The sequence below is a fragment of the Microbacterium meiriae genome (genome assembly GCF_040702565.1).
GTDB classification, from domain to species: domain Bacteria; phylum Actinomycetota; class Actinomycetes; order Actinomycetales; family Microbacteriaceae; genus Microbacterium; species Microbacterium meiriae.
In genome coordinates, this window is sequence record NZ_JBFBLJ010000001.1 from 487,648 (window position 1) to 502,014 (window position 14,367).

A 14,367-nucleotide genomic window follows, 5' to 3' on the forward strand; every position below is an offset into this window, starting at 1 on the left:
AGGCGGGATGGTTGCGCGGCAAGCTCGGGTGGCCGGCGGGTGTGGAGACGTGCTCGGCGACGTCGTGTGTGCAGGCGTTCCAGGGCGGCTCGATCAGCTATGTGAAAGGCAAGGCGGCGACGGTCGCCTATCGCTGAGGCGCGGCCGTCGCCGCGGGCAGTTCGCGGGGATCGGATAGACTCGAACGCATGAAGGTACTGCTCACAGGAGCTGACGGATTCATCGGATCGCACCTCGCGGAGCAGCTCGTCAGAGATGGTCACGACGTCCGAGCCCTGGTGCTGTACAACTCGTTCGACTCGCGCGGTTGGCTCGATGGCATCGCGGACGAGGTCGCCCAAGAGATCGAGTTCCTGCCTGGTGACGTCCGTGATCCTGCGCTGATGATGTCGGCGGTGAGTGACCGTGATGCGGTCCTGCACCTCGCCGCGCTCATCGCCATCCCCTACTCGTACGCGGCTCCTGACCTGTATGTGCAGACGAACATCCAGGGCACGCTCAACCTGCTCAATGCAGCGCGTGCCGCCGACGTGAGCCGCTTCATCCACACGTCGACCAGCGAGGTCTACGGCACCGCCCGGTACGTGCCGATGGATGAGGGGCACCCGCTGCAGGGGCAGTCGCCGTACTCCGCATCCAAAATCGCGGCGGACCAGATGGTGAACGCGTACCACTCGTCGTTCGGGCTCCCCGCGGTGACGATCCGCCCGTTCAACACCTTCGGGCCGCGGCAGTCCGCCCGCGCCGTGATCCCCACGATCATCAGCCAGCTCGCCGCCGGCAAGCGGGAGGTCCAGCTCGGGGCACTCACTCCGACCCGCGACTTCACCTATGTCCCGGACACGGTCGCCGGATTCACGACGGCGCTGACCAGCACCGCCGGCGTCGGAGAGGTGATCAACCTCGGTGTCGGCTTCGAGGTCTCCATCGGGCAGACGTTCGATCTCATCGCCGAGGTGATGGGCGTCGATGCTGTGGCCACCGAGGATCCCGCGCGGCTGCGCCCGGCGAACTCGGAGGTGGAGCGGCTTTTCTCCGACAACGCGAAGGCGCGCGAGATCCTGGGGTGGGCGCCCCGGTACGACGGTGTGGACGGCTTCCGCGAGGGCCTGCGCGCCACCGCCGAGTGGTTCACCGACCCGGGCAACCTGGCGCGCTACCGCACCGACGCGTACGTCGTATGATCACCCCCGCAGATTTCGTCCGCACGATCCGCCGCGTGGTGGGCGATGAGCCTTTCGTCGGCCTGCACGTCCCCGACATCACCGAGGTCGAGAAGGTACGGGTGCAGGAATGCCTCGACTCGACCTTCGTCTCGAGTGTCGGCGCTTTCGTGACCGAGTTCGAGCGGGGCATCGCCGAGTTCACCGGTGCCCGTCACGCGATCGCGGTGTCCAACGGAACGTCGGCTTTGCAGGTCGCGCTCGAACTGGTCGGAGTCGGCGCGGGCGACGACGTGATCGTCCCGGCCCTGTCCTTCGTGGCCACCGCGAACGCGGTCTCGCATGCGGGCGCCCAGCCGTACTTCGTCGACAGCGATGAGATGTCCGCTGGGTTGTCTGTCGATGCCGTCTCGGACGTGCTCCGCTCCGCGCGATCCACGTCCGAGGGCCTGGTGAACGCCGTCACCGGACGACGCATCGCCGCCATCGTGCCGATGCACACGCTCGGCCACCCGATGCGCATCGTCGAGCTCGTCGCGCTCGCGACCGAGTACGGCGTTCCTGTGGTCGAGGATGCCGCCGAGTCGCTCGGCAGCCGGGTCGACGGCGTCCACACAGGCAGGTTCGGCCGGATGGGCATTCTCAGTTTCAACGGGAACAAGATCCTCACGACCGGTGGCGGCGGGATGATCCTCACCGACGACGACGAGCTCGCCCACAGGGCGCGCCACCTCACCACGACGGCGAAGCTGCCGCACCGCTGGGAGTTCGAGCACGACGAGGTCGCGTACAACTACCGGATGCCCAACCTCAACGCCGCCCTCGGCGTCGCGCAGCTCGAACGCCTGCCTCGCTTCCTCGCCGACAAACGCCGGCTGGCGGCTCGCTACCGCTCCGCCTTCGCCGACGTCGATGGCATCGAGTTCCTCGACGAGCCGGAGGGGACCGTGAGCAACTACTGGCTGTGCGCGGTTCGCGTGGACGGCGACATCGCGCGCCGCGATGAGTTCCTCGAGGCGACCAACGACGCCGGCCTGCAGTGCCGGCCGTTCTGGAATCTGCTGCACGCCCAGGCGCCCTATCGTCAGCTGCCCCACGCCCGGGTGCCCGTGGCTGAAGCCCTGCACGCGTCCGTCGTGTGCATTCCGAGTTCGCCGGCGCTGGCAGCGGCATGAGGACGATCGCCGTCGTCACCGGCACCCGTGCGGACTACGGGCTGCTGCGCGGATTGCTCCGGGCGATCGATGACGACCCGCAGCTCGACCTGCGGATCATCGTCACGGGCACTCATCTCACGGATTCCTTCGGGAGGACGGTGTCCGAGATCGAGCGGGACGGGTTCACCGTCGCCGCGGCGGTTCCGATCTGGTCGGGCGACGATAGCGCTCTCGCCGCCGCCGCGGACGTCGGCCGCGCCCTGCCCGAGTATGCGCGGGCGCTGGCGGATATCGGCCCCGACGTGGTCGTGGTGCTGGGGGATCGTCTGGAGGCCTACGCCGTCGCGACGGCCGCGACGATCCTCTCGGTTCCGGTCGCGCACATCCATGGCGGGGAGCTCACCGAGGGGGCGATGGACGACGCACTCCGCCACTCGATCACCAAGATGTCGTACCTGCACTTCACCTCGACGCCTGAGCACCGCACGCGGGTCATCCAGCTGGGGGAGGACCCGCGACGGGTCTTCTTCTTCGGCGCGCCGATCGTCGACATCCTGGAGACCTTCGAGCCGATGCCGCGCCGTGACGTCGAGGAACGGTTCGGCATCCGGCTGCCCGAGCCGACGGCGCTCGTCACCTTCCATCCGGCGATCATGGACGTGGCACCGGCCGAGCACCTCGTCGAGGAGCTCCTCGACGGATTGCTCGCGGTGGACGAGCTCCACATCGTCATCACGGGGTCAAACTCGGACATCGGCACGGATGCGGTCCGGGAACGGATCGCGCGCTTCGTGTCCGAACACCCCGAGCGCGTCGACTATGTCGAATCGTTCGGACAGCGCGGCTATCTCAGCGCCATGAGGGCGGCTGCCGTCGTCGCGGGGAACTCGTCCAGCACCGTCTTGGAGGCGCCGGTCCTCGGGACCCCCTCTGTGCTGATCGGCGATCGCCAGAAGGGCCGACCGATCGCCGCGAGCGTGGAGGTGCCAGAGCCCACCGCCGCGGCGATCGCCGCCGCCATCCGCCGGCAGTTCGCCGCCCCGCCTCTCGCCGATCCGGAGAGTCCGTTCGGTCGGCCGGGCTTCGCCGCCCGCACGGCGGCGACGTTGCGAGACGCGGAGATCCCCCGCCCGCCGAAGAAGTCCTTCCACGATCTCGAACAGGGAGATGACCATGGCCGCTGATGTGTTCGTGATCGCAGAGGCGGGGGTGAACCACAACGGTTCGCTCGACGTCGCCAAGGAGCTCGTGGACCTCGCCGCCGACGCGGGGGCGGACGCGGTGAAGTTCCAGACCTTCTCCGCCGATGCGCTCGCGCTCGAGACGGCAGAGCTCGCGGACTATCAGCGGGTGTCCGACCAAGACGCGCGCAGCCAGCATGACCTCCTCCGCGGGCTGGAGCTGAGCCGTGAGGAGTTCCGAGCCCTGCGGACGCACTGTGACGAGCGCGGAATCCGGTTCCTGTCCACGGCCTTCGATCTCGACGGTCTCGACTTCCTTATCGACGAGCTCGGCATCCCTCTCGTGAAGATCGCGTCGGGTGATCTCACCTTCGCCCCGCTCCTGGTCAAAGCGGGCCGAAGCGGGCTGCCGGTGATCCTGTCCACGGGGATGGCCGATCTGGAGGAGATCGCCAGGGCGCTGCGCTTCCTCGCCGCAGGACTGGGGCAGCGTCACGGTGTGCTTGAGCCCTCGGAGCGCCTCACCGAGAGCGCGCTCGCCAGGGCGTGGGAGGCACGGAACGAGCGCATCCGGTTCGACGAGCACGTGACGATCCTGCACTGCACGACTGAGTACCCGGCAGCGGACGAGCACCTGAACCTGAGAGCGATGCCGACCATCGCGAGCACGTTCGGGCACAGGGTCGGCTACTCCGATCATTCGCTCGGCTCGCTGGCCTCCGTGCTCGCCGTCGGGCTCGGCGCGACCGTCCTCGAGAAGCACTTCACATTCGACGTCGCCGCGGAGGGACCTGATCACGCGGCCTCGCTGGATCCCGACGGCCTGCGCGACTACGTCGCGGCGGTCCGCCGCGTGCCGGCGATGCTCGGATCGCCGGAGAAGCGGGCGCAGAGCGTCGAGGAGGGGAACCGCGCGGTCGTGCGGCGCAGTCTGGTGGCCGCGCGGGACATCCCCTGCGGCGCCGTGATCACGGAGCACGACCTCGCGTGCTTCCGCCCCGCGACGGGTCGCACCTCCTTCGACTTCTGGGAAGTCGTCGGCGGCTTGGCGTCCCGGGCATACCGACGCGGTGAGCTCATCGATGAGTGAGCTGGTCCTGCTGGGCGGCGGGGGACACGCGAAGTCCGTGCTGGCGGCCGCACGCGCTCTGGGGCTCGGAGTGCGCGGGTATCTCGCGCCGGAGGCCGGAGATCTGGGCGAGGACTGTCCGTACCTCGGCGACGACGACCTGCTCTCGTCGCTCCGCGCGGATGACGTGCTCTTCGTCAACGGGCTGGGCTCGACAGCGTCGACGCGGGCCCGGCGCGCTCTGTATGAGCGGGCCGTCGCATACGGTTTACGGGCGGCGCAGATCGTCCATCCTCGAGGTTTCGTCGACCCGGGGGCCCGCCTGGCGGCGGGGGTTCAGGTGCTCGCCGCGGCGCTCGTGAACAGCGGGGCCGTCATCGGGGAGAACGTGCTGATCAATTCCGGGGCGATCATCGAGCACGACGTCCTGGTGGACGCCCACGCGCACGTCTCTCCCGGTGCGGTGATCGCCGGCGGTGTCCGGATCGGCGAGGGCGCCCACGTCGGTCTCGGTGCCCGTGTCAGCCAGGGACTCACGCTGGGACCCGGGAGCGTCATCGGTGCCGGCGCCGTCGTGATCAGGGACGTCCCGGCGGGGGCTGTGGTCGCGGGCGTGCCGGCCAGGGTCATCGAATCCGAGAGAAGGGAACCGGCATGAGCTCGAACGCCGACCTGTCCGTGCACCCGGAGACGAGCATCCGCGACGCGCTCTCCCAACTCGACCGGAGCCGACGCCAGGTCGTCTTCGTCGAAGATGACGGAGGGCGACTGGTCGGAGCGGTGAGCGACGGCGACATCCGTCGTGGCCTCCTCGCCGGAGCATCGCTCGAGGACCGTGTCGACCGGGTGATGAACGCGAGCCCGGCCACGGTACCTCCGACGGCGACTCAGGACGCCGTCGACGAGCTGAAGGCGAGACGCGGCATCCGCGTCGTCGCGGTGGTCGACGACGGGCGCATCGTCGACGTCGTCGGCGAGGGCGAGCGCATCGCCACGCCGCTTCCGACGTCCGTGGTACTCATGGCCGGCGGCCGGGGGCAGCGGCTCTACCCGATCACGAAGGACATTCCGAAGCCTCTCGTCCCCCTGGGCGACAGTCCGATGATCGACATCATCCTCGGCAGGCTCCGCAGTCAGGGGTTCCGCCGCGTGCACGTGTCCGTCAACCACCTCGGGCATCTCATCGAGGAGCATCTCGGCGACGGCAGCGCGCACGGGTTGGACGTCACGTACCTGCACGAGCCGATGCCGCTCGGCACAGCCGGCGCGATCGCCCAGCTGCGCGGCGAGATCACCTCGCCCTTCGTGGTGATGAACTCGGACCTGCTCACCGACGTCGATCTCCGGCGCATGCTCGGCTTCCATCGCGATGCGCGGGCGACCGCCACGATCGGAGCGCGCGAGTACGGCTTCGAGATCCCGTACGGCGTCATCCGCCGTGACGGCCACCGTGTCACCGGGCTCGCCGAGAAGCCGTATCACAGCGAGCTCGTCAGCGCCGGGATCTATGTTCTCGATCCGGACGCCCTGCAACTGCTCGAACAGGACGAGTACTGCGACATGCCGACGCTGTTGTCGCGCCTCATGGACGCCGATCGTTCGGTCGCCGCCTATGAGATCCGCGAAGAGTGGATCGATGTGGGCAGACCGGAAGATCTCGAACGCGCCAGGGTGGCGTGGGAACGGAGAACCAGATGAGGATCTGCACGATCACCGTGCGCGCCGGTTCGAAGGGAGTCCCGGGGAAGAACCTCCGCATGGTCGCGGGGCGGCCGATGTTCGCTCATTCGGTGGCGCAAGCTGCGGCGACAGGACTCTTCGACGAGGTCGTCGTCTCCAGCGACTCGGAGGAGATTCTTGCTCTCGCCCCGCAGTACGGCGCGACGGGCGTCGTGCGCCGGCCCCCGGAGATGGCTACCGACACGGCGGGCAAGGTCCCTGCCATCGCCCACGCCGTGCGCACCACGGAGCAGCGCACCGGTAGGACCTACGACGTGTGCGTGGACCTCGACGCGACCAGTCCGCTCCGCACCTTGGACGACATCCGCGCGGCCGTGCGGATGTTCGAGGAATCGGAGGCCGCGTCACTGATCACGGGTGCGGAAGCGCGGCGCAATCCGTACTTCAACCTCGTCGAGGAGCAGCCGGACGGCACCGTCGCCGTGAGCAAGCAGCCCGACGACGCGGTGCTCCGGCGGCAGGACGCGCCGCGGTGCTTCGACATGAACGGCTCCATCTACGTGTGGAAGCGGCAGGCGCTGGTGGAGGACCAGGTCGTCTTCCTGCCGTCGACCATCCTGTACGAAATGCCCGCTGAACGTTCCGTCGACGTGGACAGCGAGTTCGACTTCCGCATCGTCGAGTGGCTGATGGAGCAACGGGAGGATCTGTGACCGCCGATTCGCGCAGCCTCGACGCGCGGACGTCCGATGCGGTACGCCGGTTGCTCGACCTCGAGGACGATGCCCCCGACGTAGTGCGGGAGACGCTGCCCGGAGCATCGGTGCCCTTCTGGGCCCAGGTCCGCATGCGGGTGGCCTGGGCGCTCTCCGCACAGCAGACCGGCAGTGTCGATGTGACACCCGGTACGTGGAACCGATGGAAGCAGGCCCGGCGCATCGCGAGGGCCCAGCTTCCGGACCGCTGGGATGCGCCGCGGCGCGCTCGACGCCACGATGTCTGCTTCTACGTCGGAGGCGGCACGCTGGCCGCCTCGGACGGCATAGCGCTGAACTGGCTCGTCGACGATTTCGCCGGGGCGGCCGGGGATGCGGTGGTGGTGCAGCAGCAACCTCTGCCGTCCCCTCTGGGACGGCCGTCGTTCCGTCCGACGCTGACCATGGATGCCGCGAACGCGCGGGTGACCATGCGGGTGCGCGGCGCGCATCCGTCCGATGCGGTAGGGCGGTCGATAGAGTCGCTGCTCGCCGATTTCGCCCGACGGCTGGGGCAAGAGCCCGGTGCGTTCGCGAAGATCGCGCAACGCGCGGTCCGGGATGAGAACCATCGCCGACCGCAGCTCGACGAACTTCGCCGCCTGATCGACAGGGTCCGTCCGCGCGTCGTCCTCTTCGACAACGGCTCGTACACGTATCACGGCGAATCGGTGGGATTGTTCAAAGACGCGGGCGCGTACGTCGCCGAGCCGCAACACGGCTGGATCGGCCCGTCCCACGCCGCATACAACTACGGGCGGTTGTTCCGGGAGCCTGCGCTCCGCCGAGCGCTGCCGGACGAGGTGCTGACGTTCGGCGATTTCTGGTCCGACTCGATCCGTCATCCCGGGCGGGTGACGGCGATCGGAAAGCCGCATCTCGAGCGGCAGGCCGCATCCGCGCCGGCGTCCCGACGCCCGCAGGTCCTCGTGGTCTCCTCTCGCACGGACCCTGAGCGGACCGATGCGCTCGTCATCGAGCTGCGGGGGCTGCTCGATGACAGCTGGTCGGTCGTCTTCCGTCCGCACCCGGGCGAGCGCTACGAGACCGGGGGGAGGTACCCGCGGCTCTCTGCGCACCCGGGAGTGACGGTTGACGAGCAACCGGACGTCTACGAATCGTTGAAGCAGACGACGGTGGTGGTCGGTGAGGCGAGCACGGTGCTGTTCGAGGCCCGGGCCTTCGGGTGCGAGGTGATCCCGCGGGACAGTGCGTTCGCGGCCGCAGTAATCGGCGATGCGTTCGGGGATCGGGTGCAGGACGCGCGACAGATCGCAGATCGCATCCGCAGCATTGCGGGGCATCGGATGGCGGCGAAGGTCGACGACAGCATCTGGGCAACGCACGCAGTCCAGAACTTCCGAGACTGGCTGGCCGCAAGGCTCGACTCGGAGGACAGTCCGCGTGCAGGAAGCTCCGAACCCGCCTGATCTAGAATGATGGAGTCGCGGCACAGGCCGCCGTGCGTCGAATGAGTGGACTGTGACTGAAACCCGAGATCTCTTCGCTGCCATCCCACGCACCGAGTTCGACACCCCCGGCACGAGCCACGGGCTGATCGATGTGGTGCGCTGGCGGTATCTGCTGAGCCTCCTCGTCCGTACCGGCGTGACGACCCGGTACCGCAACTCCGTGCTGGGCTGGGTGTGGTCGTATGTCCGCCCAGCGGCGCAGTTCCTGGTCTTCTGGGTCGTCCTCGGGATATTCATGAACCTGGACCGTGTCCCGAACTACGCCGTGTACCTCTTCTCCGGCATCGTCGTCATCAACCTCTTCTCCGAGGGGTTCAAGAACGCGACGGGGTCGATCGTCGGGAATGCGGCGCTGGTGCGGAAGGTGTTCCTGCCGAGGCAGCTCTTCGCGGTCTCGGCGGTGCTGGTGTCTTTCGTGCACTTTCTCCCTCAGGTCGGGCTCCTCCTGCTGGTGTGCGCGCTCATGGGCGGATTCGCGCACATGACGGTGCTCGGCGTGCTCGCGGCGATCGCCGGAATGCTCATCGTGATGGTCTTCGCGCTCGGCACCGGTCTCTTCTTCGGAGCAGTGAACGTGAGGTTCCGTGACGCGGAGAACATCGTCGAACTGCTTCTCCTGCTGGCGACGTGGGCGTCGCCAGTGCTCTATGCCTGGACCATGGTGTACGAAGCGGTGGTCGACAAGCTGGGCTGGCCGTCCTGGCTCGTCGAGGCCTACATGCTCAATCCGATCACCCAGGGCGTGGAACTCTTCCACTACGCGTTCTGGCGCCCCGCGAGTCAAGACCTCGTCCAGTCCGCCGGGTACGCCGGTGAGGCGCTGACCCCGATCCCGCCCGACCTCGGCATGAATACGCTGTGGACCGCGCTCATCGCCGTCGGCGCGCTGCTGCTCGGGCAGCTCGTGTTCCGACGCCTGGAAGGAAAGTTCGCACAGGACCTATGAGTGATACCGCGCTCCGTCCGAGCATCATCGTCGAGGGTGTTCGCAAGACGTTCACGTTGAACCATGCGTTCTCGCTGAAGGACACCGTGGTGTCCTGGATCCGGCGCCGGAAGTTGACGTCGACGTTCGAGGCTCTCCAGGGTGTCGACCTCGTTATCCAGGAAGGTGAGTCGGTCGCCATCCTCGGGATGAACGGCTCGGGGAAGTCGACACTGCTCAAGATGATTTCCGGCGTCATGGACCCGGACGCCGGTGAGGTGCTCACCCGAGGACGCGTGGCGGGGCTCATCGAGGTCGGGGCGGGTTTCCATCCCGAGCTCTCCGGCCGAGAGAACGTGTTCTTGAACGCTGCGATCCTCGGGATGAAGAAGCACCAGATAGAGGAGCGCTACGACGAGATCGTGGCGTTCAGTGAGATCGAGGAGTTCATCGATCAGGAGGTCAAGCATTATTCGTCAGGGATGTTCCTCCGCCTGGCGTTCGCCGTGGCGATCCACGTGGAATTGGACGTGCTCCTGATGGATGAGATCCTCTCGGTCGGCGATGTGCCGTTCCGGGAGAAGTGCCGACAGAAGTTCGAAGAGCTCGTGGCTGCAGGCAAGACCCTCGTCGTGGTGAGTCACGACATGGAGATGGTCCGCCAGCTGTGCACGCGGGGCGTGGTCATCAGCAAGGGCAGGGTCGTCTACGACGGCGAGCTCGAGGGCGCCATCGCGCTGGTGGACGCGTGAGCGCCGACTGGCTCGGGCAGATCCCGGCCTTTCTCGTCGCATGCGCGCTGCTGACCCTCCCCGGTCTTCCCTCCGCGTTGCTGCTTCGTCTCCGAGGCGTGACGGCTCTCGGAGGCGCGATCGTCCTGTCGTTGGCGAGCGTCGGTGCGGCCACGCTGTTGGCACCCGTCCTCGGTCTGCGCTGGTCGCTTTTGCCCGTGCTCATCGCGGCGGCAGCAATCATGGTGGTGGCCGCTGCGCTCTGGTTCGTCCGGCGATCGGCCGTCCAGCCGTTGGGTGGGGGTGCCGGCCGGAGTGTATGGCTGGGGGTCGGCGTCGGCGCACTCGGCTGGATACTGATCTTGATCGTGGGCATGTCGGGTGCGGGACATCCGAGTCAGCTCTTCGACGGCCTGTTCCATCTCAACGCCGTCGAGTTCGTCATGGAGAACGGCGATGCATCGCCGTTCCACATGACCATGGTGATGCCGGGCGTCGCGAGCACGTTCTACCCGACCCTGTGGCATGCGCTGGTCTCTCTGGTCGTACCCTTCAGCTCTGGAATCGTCCCCGCGACGAACGTCATGACGATCGCCGCGATCGCCGTCGTGTGGCCGGTCGCCCTCGCCACCCTGACGAACGTTCTCTTCGCGCGCTATCGCGCCGCGGCGGCGTGGGCTCCGCTGGTCGCATTCGGCTTCAGCGTCTTCCCCCTCGGTTTCCTGAACTGGGGAGTGCTGTATCCCAACCTGATCGGGACGCTTCAGATCCCGCTGTTGCTCGCGTTCGTCGTCCTGGCCTGCCGTCCCGGCCTGACGTGGGGCCAGCGCACCGGTCTCGTCCTGACCGCCATCGCCGCGATGGGCGCGACCGCCCTCGGCCACCCTTCCGCGCTGCTCGGGGCGATCGCTCTGCTGGTGCCGTTCGCCGTATGGGGCGCTTGGAGGGTGGCGAAGGCGGGGAGCACCCGTACGAGGGTGCTCGTCGTGATCGCGGTCGCCGTCGCAACGGTGGCACTGGTTGCCGTGTGGAGACTCGCCAACGTGACGACTCACGAATGGCTCCCGGGCTCGACCCTCGGCGCGGCCCTCGGCGAGGTCGCCTTCCTCAGCCCCGTCGGTCGGGCGACCGGTCTGCTCGTGGGACCGCTGGCATTCGTCGGGATCTGGACCGTCGCGAAGAGCCGTCGATGGTGGATCCTGGGGAGTTATGGGGTCGCGATCATCCTGTTCCTCGTGTCGACCTCGCTCTCGATTCTCGGGCTCCGAAGCGCGTTGGTGGGAATCTGGTACGACGACACGACTCGTGTGGCAGCGCTTCTCGGAGTGCTGGGCGTGCCGCTGGCAGCACTCGGGGCAGCCGTGGTCTGGAGCTGGATCCGGACACAGTGGAAGCAGAGGCGCAGCGTGCGCGCTGTTGCGGTGGTCGTCCTCGGTGTGCTGCTCGCCGCCACACACCTGAGCGCGCTGGTCAACGATCTGCGGTACATGCGCAATGTGAGTTTCCGCTTCGACGCTCATTCGCAGGGGCTCTCCGCGGACGAGGCCGAGCTCTTCGCCGAAGCATCCTCTCTGCTCGGACCGGACGCTCTCGTGCTCGGTGATCCGCTCACCGGCGCGGCACTGCTCTATGCGTACACAGGCCACGACGTCGTGTTCCCGCACGTCACCGGGCGATACGACGCCGACGCGTTGCTGCTGGCTCGATCGTTGAACACCGCCTCGACCGAGGTCTGTTCATCGATCGACCGCCTGGGGGTCACGCACGTGCTCGATTTCGGGGACAGGCAGCTCTATGAGAACCACTACGTCACGTACAACGGTCTGCACGACCTCGCCGGGTCCCCGATCCTGACCGAGGTCGCCAGCGTCGGCGACAGTGCTGCGCTCTATCAGGTCACCGGCTGCCCGTAGACCTCAGGGGCGATCGCCCTCGACCGGGTGCTCTCGTGACTCGTGTTCCTCGGCCTCCAGCAGAGCGATCTTGCGCGAGAGTCGTGTCAGCTGACGCTGCTGTTGGGCGTTTCGCCGATACTGCGTGTATACGAATGCGAGGAACATCACGATGAGTCCGTACAGCACGAGATCGGTGCCGCGTCCGACGCCGACGAGCTGAGCGAGCCACGAGAGCCACTGGGGGAAGAGTACCGAGAGCACCGCGACGACAACGAACAGGCCCATCAGGATGCGGCGGATGGCCAGATGGCTGTCGGCGCCGGTGCGCCGCATCATGAAGGCGGCGAGCACGACGATCGCCGCGATGAGAAGGAACTGGATCCACATGGGTCACCTCACCACCAGATCGACGAGGATGTTGACCGAGTTCAGCACACTCTGTCCTTTGGCTTTCGAGTAGTCGGTGTAGAGCAGCTCGACCGGATACTCCCGCCAGGGCAGGCCGGTGCGGCCGAGCTCGAGCACGATCTCTGTGGCGTGCGCCATGCGGTCCTGCTTCAGATCGATCTGCTCGGCGGCGTCGCGGCGGATCACCCGGAGGCCGTTGTGCGCGTCGGTGAGCTTCAGACTGGTGGTGAGGTTCGTCACCCACACTGCGGTCTTCAGCATGACCTTCTTGATCCAGCCGGGGTTGGTCCGGTCGTCGAGGAAGCGCGAGCCGAAGACGATCGCGAGGTCCTCCGCACGCGCTAGCTCGAGCATCCCGAGGGCATCTTCGATACGGTGCTGGCCATCGGCGTCGAAGGTGACGATGTACTCGCACTCCGAGTGGCTGAGCGCGTAGGTGATGCCGGTCTGCAGTGCGGCACCCTGACCCAGGTTGACGGGGTGCTGGACGAGCATCGCTCCGGCCTCCGTGGCGATCCGTGCGGAAGCGTCGCTGGAGCCGTCGTCGACGCAGATGACGTGGGCGAACTCCTGACGCAACTGGGTGATCACACTGCCGATGACGCTGGCTTCGTTGTACAGGGGGATGACGATCCAGGCTCGCCGATCGGGCGTTCGAGGTGAGGGGACGCTCGGGGACATGATTCCATTGTGTCAGGTGTCTTTCCGGTCACCGTGAACCCCGAGCCCGTTGGACGAGATGACGAAACGAAACAGAGTGATCGTCGCGACCCGGCTGTACACCCCGGAGGTGACCGCCGCGAGCTTCCGGATGGAGGCGCTCGTGCAGGCCATGACGACGAGCGCGGACGTGACCGTGCTCACCACCCGGCCGCCAGCCGGCAGCGTCGCGCGCGCTGAGGACACCGCAGCCAGGATCAAACGGATGCCCGTGCTGCGTGACCGCTCCGGCGCGATCCGCGGGTACGTGCAGTACCTGTCGTTCGATATCCCTCTGTTCTTCCGTCTGCTCGTGAACCGTGCCGACGTTATCGTCGCGGAGGCGCCACCTACCACGGGGTTGGTGGCTGCCGTCGCCGGCATGCTCACCAGGCGACCGGTTGTGTACTACCCGGGGGACGTGTGGTCGGATGCCGTGGCCTCGACGGAGGCGCCAGGACTGGTGGTGCGACTGATGACAGCGGTCGAGCGCTTCGTGCTCCGGCGTTCCGCGCGGTCGATCGCCGTGTCGGCGGAGGTCGCCGAACGTCTGGTCGCGGTTGGTGCGCTGCCCGAGCGCGTCGTCGAGGTGGGCAACGGCATCGACACGGATGTGTTCCGCCCCGATGTGTCACCCGCCGCCGCCGAGCGTCCGTACTTCGTGTACACGGGAACGATGTCGGAGTGGCAGCAGCCCGACGTGTTCGTGCGCGCATTGGCCGAGCTGGACGACGTCGACGTCGATATCCGGTTCTTCGGCCAGGGATCCGTGGAGGCGGAACTGAAGGCGCTGGCGGACACGCTGGTGCCCGGCCGCGTGCACTTCGGTGGGCTCGTGCCGCCTGCAGGCTCGGCGTCCTGGATCAGGGGAGCGGTGGGTGCGCTCGTGAGCATCGTGCCCGGGATCGGCTACGATTTCGCACGACCGACGAAGACGTACGCTGCGGCCGCCGTCGGCACCCCCGTGCTCTTCGCGGGGGCGCAGACGGGCGCCGAGGTCGTTCGGGCCGCGGGTCTCGGTGAGGCCAGCGACTTCACGGTCTCCGAGGTCGCGCAGGCGATGCGACGACTCGTCGCCCAGGCACAGGACGGGACGACGGAGCGCGAGCGTCCGCGTCGAGCGCAATGGGCCGTCGACACGGTGTCCTGGAGCACGGTCGGTGGGAAGGCCGCCGATGTCGTGCGGAGCGTGCTTGACGGTCTGCGCGGCCGACGCCGGTAGAATCGCCTGT

At 67.6% G+C, this 14,367-nt stretch carries 14 protein-coding genes; 12 read left to right on the forward strand and 2 right to left on the reverse strand.

All coding sequences use genetic code 11. The features are described from left to right. Positions 1-188 precede the first annotated feature (188 nt). The 11 genes from AB0310_RS02305 to AB0310_RS02355 are packed head-to-tail and all read left to right on the forward strand — an operon-like array spanning position 189 to position 12,046. On the forward strand, positions 189-1,184 hold the full coding sequence (locus AB0310_RS02305) for a GDP-mannose 4,6-dehydratase (protein ID WP_187663690.1): 996 nt from the start codon (positions 189-191) through the stop codon (positions 1,182-1,184). After that, positions 1,181-2,338, forward strand: coding sequence for a LegC family aminotransferase (locus AB0310_RS02310; protein ID WP_366236503.1), 1,158 nt, complete (start codon positions 1,181-1,183; stop codon positions 2,336-2,338). Before AB0310_RS02305 ends, AB0310_RS02310 begins: the two co-directional genes overlap by 4 nt. Continuing rightward, positions 2,335-3,504 carry a UDP-N-acetylglucosamine 2-epimerase gene (neuC, locus tag AB0310_RS02315; RefSeq protein WP_366236504.1) on the forward strand — a complete coding sequence of 390 codons (1,170 nt, stop codon included), beginning with the start codon at positions 2,335-2,337 and terminating at the stop codon, positions 3,502-3,504. Before AB0310_RS02310 ends, neuC begins: the two co-directional genes overlap by 4 nt. Further along, the gene (neuB, locus tag AB0310_RS02320) at positions 3,494-4,591 is read left to right on the forward strand and encodes an N-acetylneuraminate synthase (RefSeq protein ID WP_366236505.1); all 1,098 of its coding nucleotides are present in this window, start codon (positions 3,494-3,496) and stop codon (positions 4,589-4,591) included. Before neuC ends, neuB begins: the two co-directional genes overlap by 11 nt. Further along, complete coding sequence (locus AB0310_RS02325) at positions 4,584-5,228, forward strand: acetyltransferase (RefSeq protein ID WP_187663694.1); 645 nt, start codon at positions 4,584-4,586, stop codon at positions 5,226-5,228. The genes neuB and AB0310_RS02325 overlap by 8 nt, the downstream gene beginning before the upstream one ends. Next, positions 5,225-6,268, forward strand: coding sequence for a nucleotidyltransferase family protein (locus tag AB0310_RS02330; RefSeq protein ID WP_366236506.1), 1,044 nt, complete (start codon positions 5,225-5,227; stop codon positions 6,266-6,268). The genes AB0310_RS02325 and AB0310_RS02330 overlap by 4 nt, the downstream gene beginning before the upstream one ends. Then, a complete protein-coding gene (locus AB0310_RS02335) occupies positions 6,265-6,963 on the forward strand; it encodes an acylneuraminate cytidylyltransferase family protein (protein WP_268776552.1) in 699 nt (232 codons plus the stop codon). The genes AB0310_RS02330 and AB0310_RS02335 overlap by 4 nt, the downstream gene beginning before the upstream one ends. Next, on the forward strand, positions 6,960-8,435 hold the full coding sequence (locus AB0310_RS02340; RefSeq protein ID WP_366236507.1) for a hypothetical protein: 1,476 nt from the start codon (positions 6,960-6,962) through the stop codon (positions 8,433-8,435). The genes AB0310_RS02335 and AB0310_RS02340 overlap by 4 nt, the downstream gene beginning before the upstream one ends. 52 nt (positions 8,436-8,487) lie before the next feature. Beyond that, positions 8,488-9,423 (forward strand): ABC transporter permease, encoded by a 936-nt coding sequence (locus tag AB0310_RS02345; protein WP_232089212.1) that lies wholly within the window; start codon positions 8,488-8,490, stop codon positions 9,421-9,423. Beyond that, positions 9,420-10,154, forward strand: a complete 735-nt coding sequence (locus AB0310_RS02350; RefSeq protein ID WP_187663698.1) for an ABC transporter ATP-binding protein — start codon at positions 9,420-9,422, stop codon at positions 10,152-10,154. The genes AB0310_RS02345 and AB0310_RS02350 overlap by 4 nt, the downstream gene beginning before the upstream one ends. Further along, a complete protein-coding gene (locus tag AB0310_RS02355) occupies positions 10,151-12,046 on the forward strand; it encodes a DUF6541 family protein (protein ID WP_268776550.1) in 1,896 nt (631 codons plus the stop codon). Before AB0310_RS02350 ends, AB0310_RS02355 begins: the two co-directional genes overlap by 4 nt. Before the next feature lie 3 nt (positions 12,047-12,049). On the opposite strand, the gene AB0310_RS02360 is transcribed toward AB0310_RS02355, so the two are convergent. Further along, the gene (locus AB0310_RS02360; RefSeq protein ID WP_187663700.1) at positions 12,050-12,415 is read right to left on the reverse strand and encodes a DUF2304 domain-containing protein; all 366 of its coding nucleotides are present in this window, start codon (positions 12,413-12,415) and stop codon (positions 12,050-12,052) included. Between the two features lie 3 nt (positions 12,416-12,418). Beyond that, positions 12,419-13,117, reverse strand: coding sequence for a glycosyltransferase family 2 protein (locus AB0310_RS02365; protein WP_187663701.1), 699 nt, complete (start codon positions 13,115-13,117; stop codon positions 12,419-12,421). Positions 13,118-13,193: 76 nt separating this feature from the next. Between AB0310_RS02365 and AB0310_RS02370 the strand changes: the two genes are divergently transcribed. Continuing rightward, complete coding sequence (locus AB0310_RS02370) at positions 13,194-14,357, forward strand: glycosyltransferase (protein WP_187663702.1); 1,164 nt, start codon at positions 13,194-13,196, stop codon at positions 14,355-14,357. Positions 14,358-14,367: the final 10 nt, after the last annotated feature.

What these genes read in the sequence shown, in the direction of transcription:
- AB0310_RS02305 (WP_187663690.1), top strand. Translation starts at nt 189, where the DNA reads ATGAAGGTACTGCTCACAGGAGCTGACGGATTCATCGGATCGCACCTC.
- AB0310_RS02310 (WP_366236503.1), top strand. Translation starts at nt 1,181, where the DNA reads ATGATCACCCCCGCAGATTTCGTCCGCACGATCCGCCGCGTGGTGGGC.
- neuC (WP_366236504.1), top strand. Translation starts at nt 2,335, where the DNA reads ATGAGGACGATCGCCGTCGTCACCGGCACCCGTGCGGACTACGGGCTG.
- neuB (WP_366236505.1), top strand. Translation starts at nt 3,494, where the DNA reads ATGGCCGCTGATGTGTTCGTGATCGCAGAGGCGGGGGTGAACCACAAC.
- AB0310_RS02325 (WP_187663694.1), top strand. Translation starts at nt 4,584, where the DNA reads ATGAGTGAGCTGGTCCTGCTGGGCGGCGGGGGACACGCGAAGTCCGTG.
- AB0310_RS02330 (WP_366236506.1), top strand. Translation starts at nt 5,225, where the DNA reads ATGAGCTCGAACGCCGACCTGTCCGTGCACCCGGAGACGAGCATCCGC.
- AB0310_RS02335 (WP_268776552.1), top strand. Translation starts at nt 6,265, where the DNA reads ATGAGGATCTGCACGATCACCGTGCGCGCCGGTTCGAAGGGAGTCCCG.
- AB0310_RS02350 (WP_187663698.1), top strand. Translation starts at nt 9,420, where the DNA reads ATGAGTGATACCGCGCTCCGTCCGAGCATCATCGTCGAGGGTGTTCGC.
- AB0310_RS02360 (WP_187663700.1), bottom strand. Translation starts at nt 12,415, where the DNA reads ATGTGGATCCAGTTCCTTCTCATCGCGGCGATCGTCGTGCTCGCCGCC.
- AB0310_RS02365 (WP_187663701.1), bottom strand. Translation starts at nt 13,117, where the DNA reads ATGTCCCCGAGCGTCCCCTCACCTCGAACGCCCGATCGGCGAGCCTGG.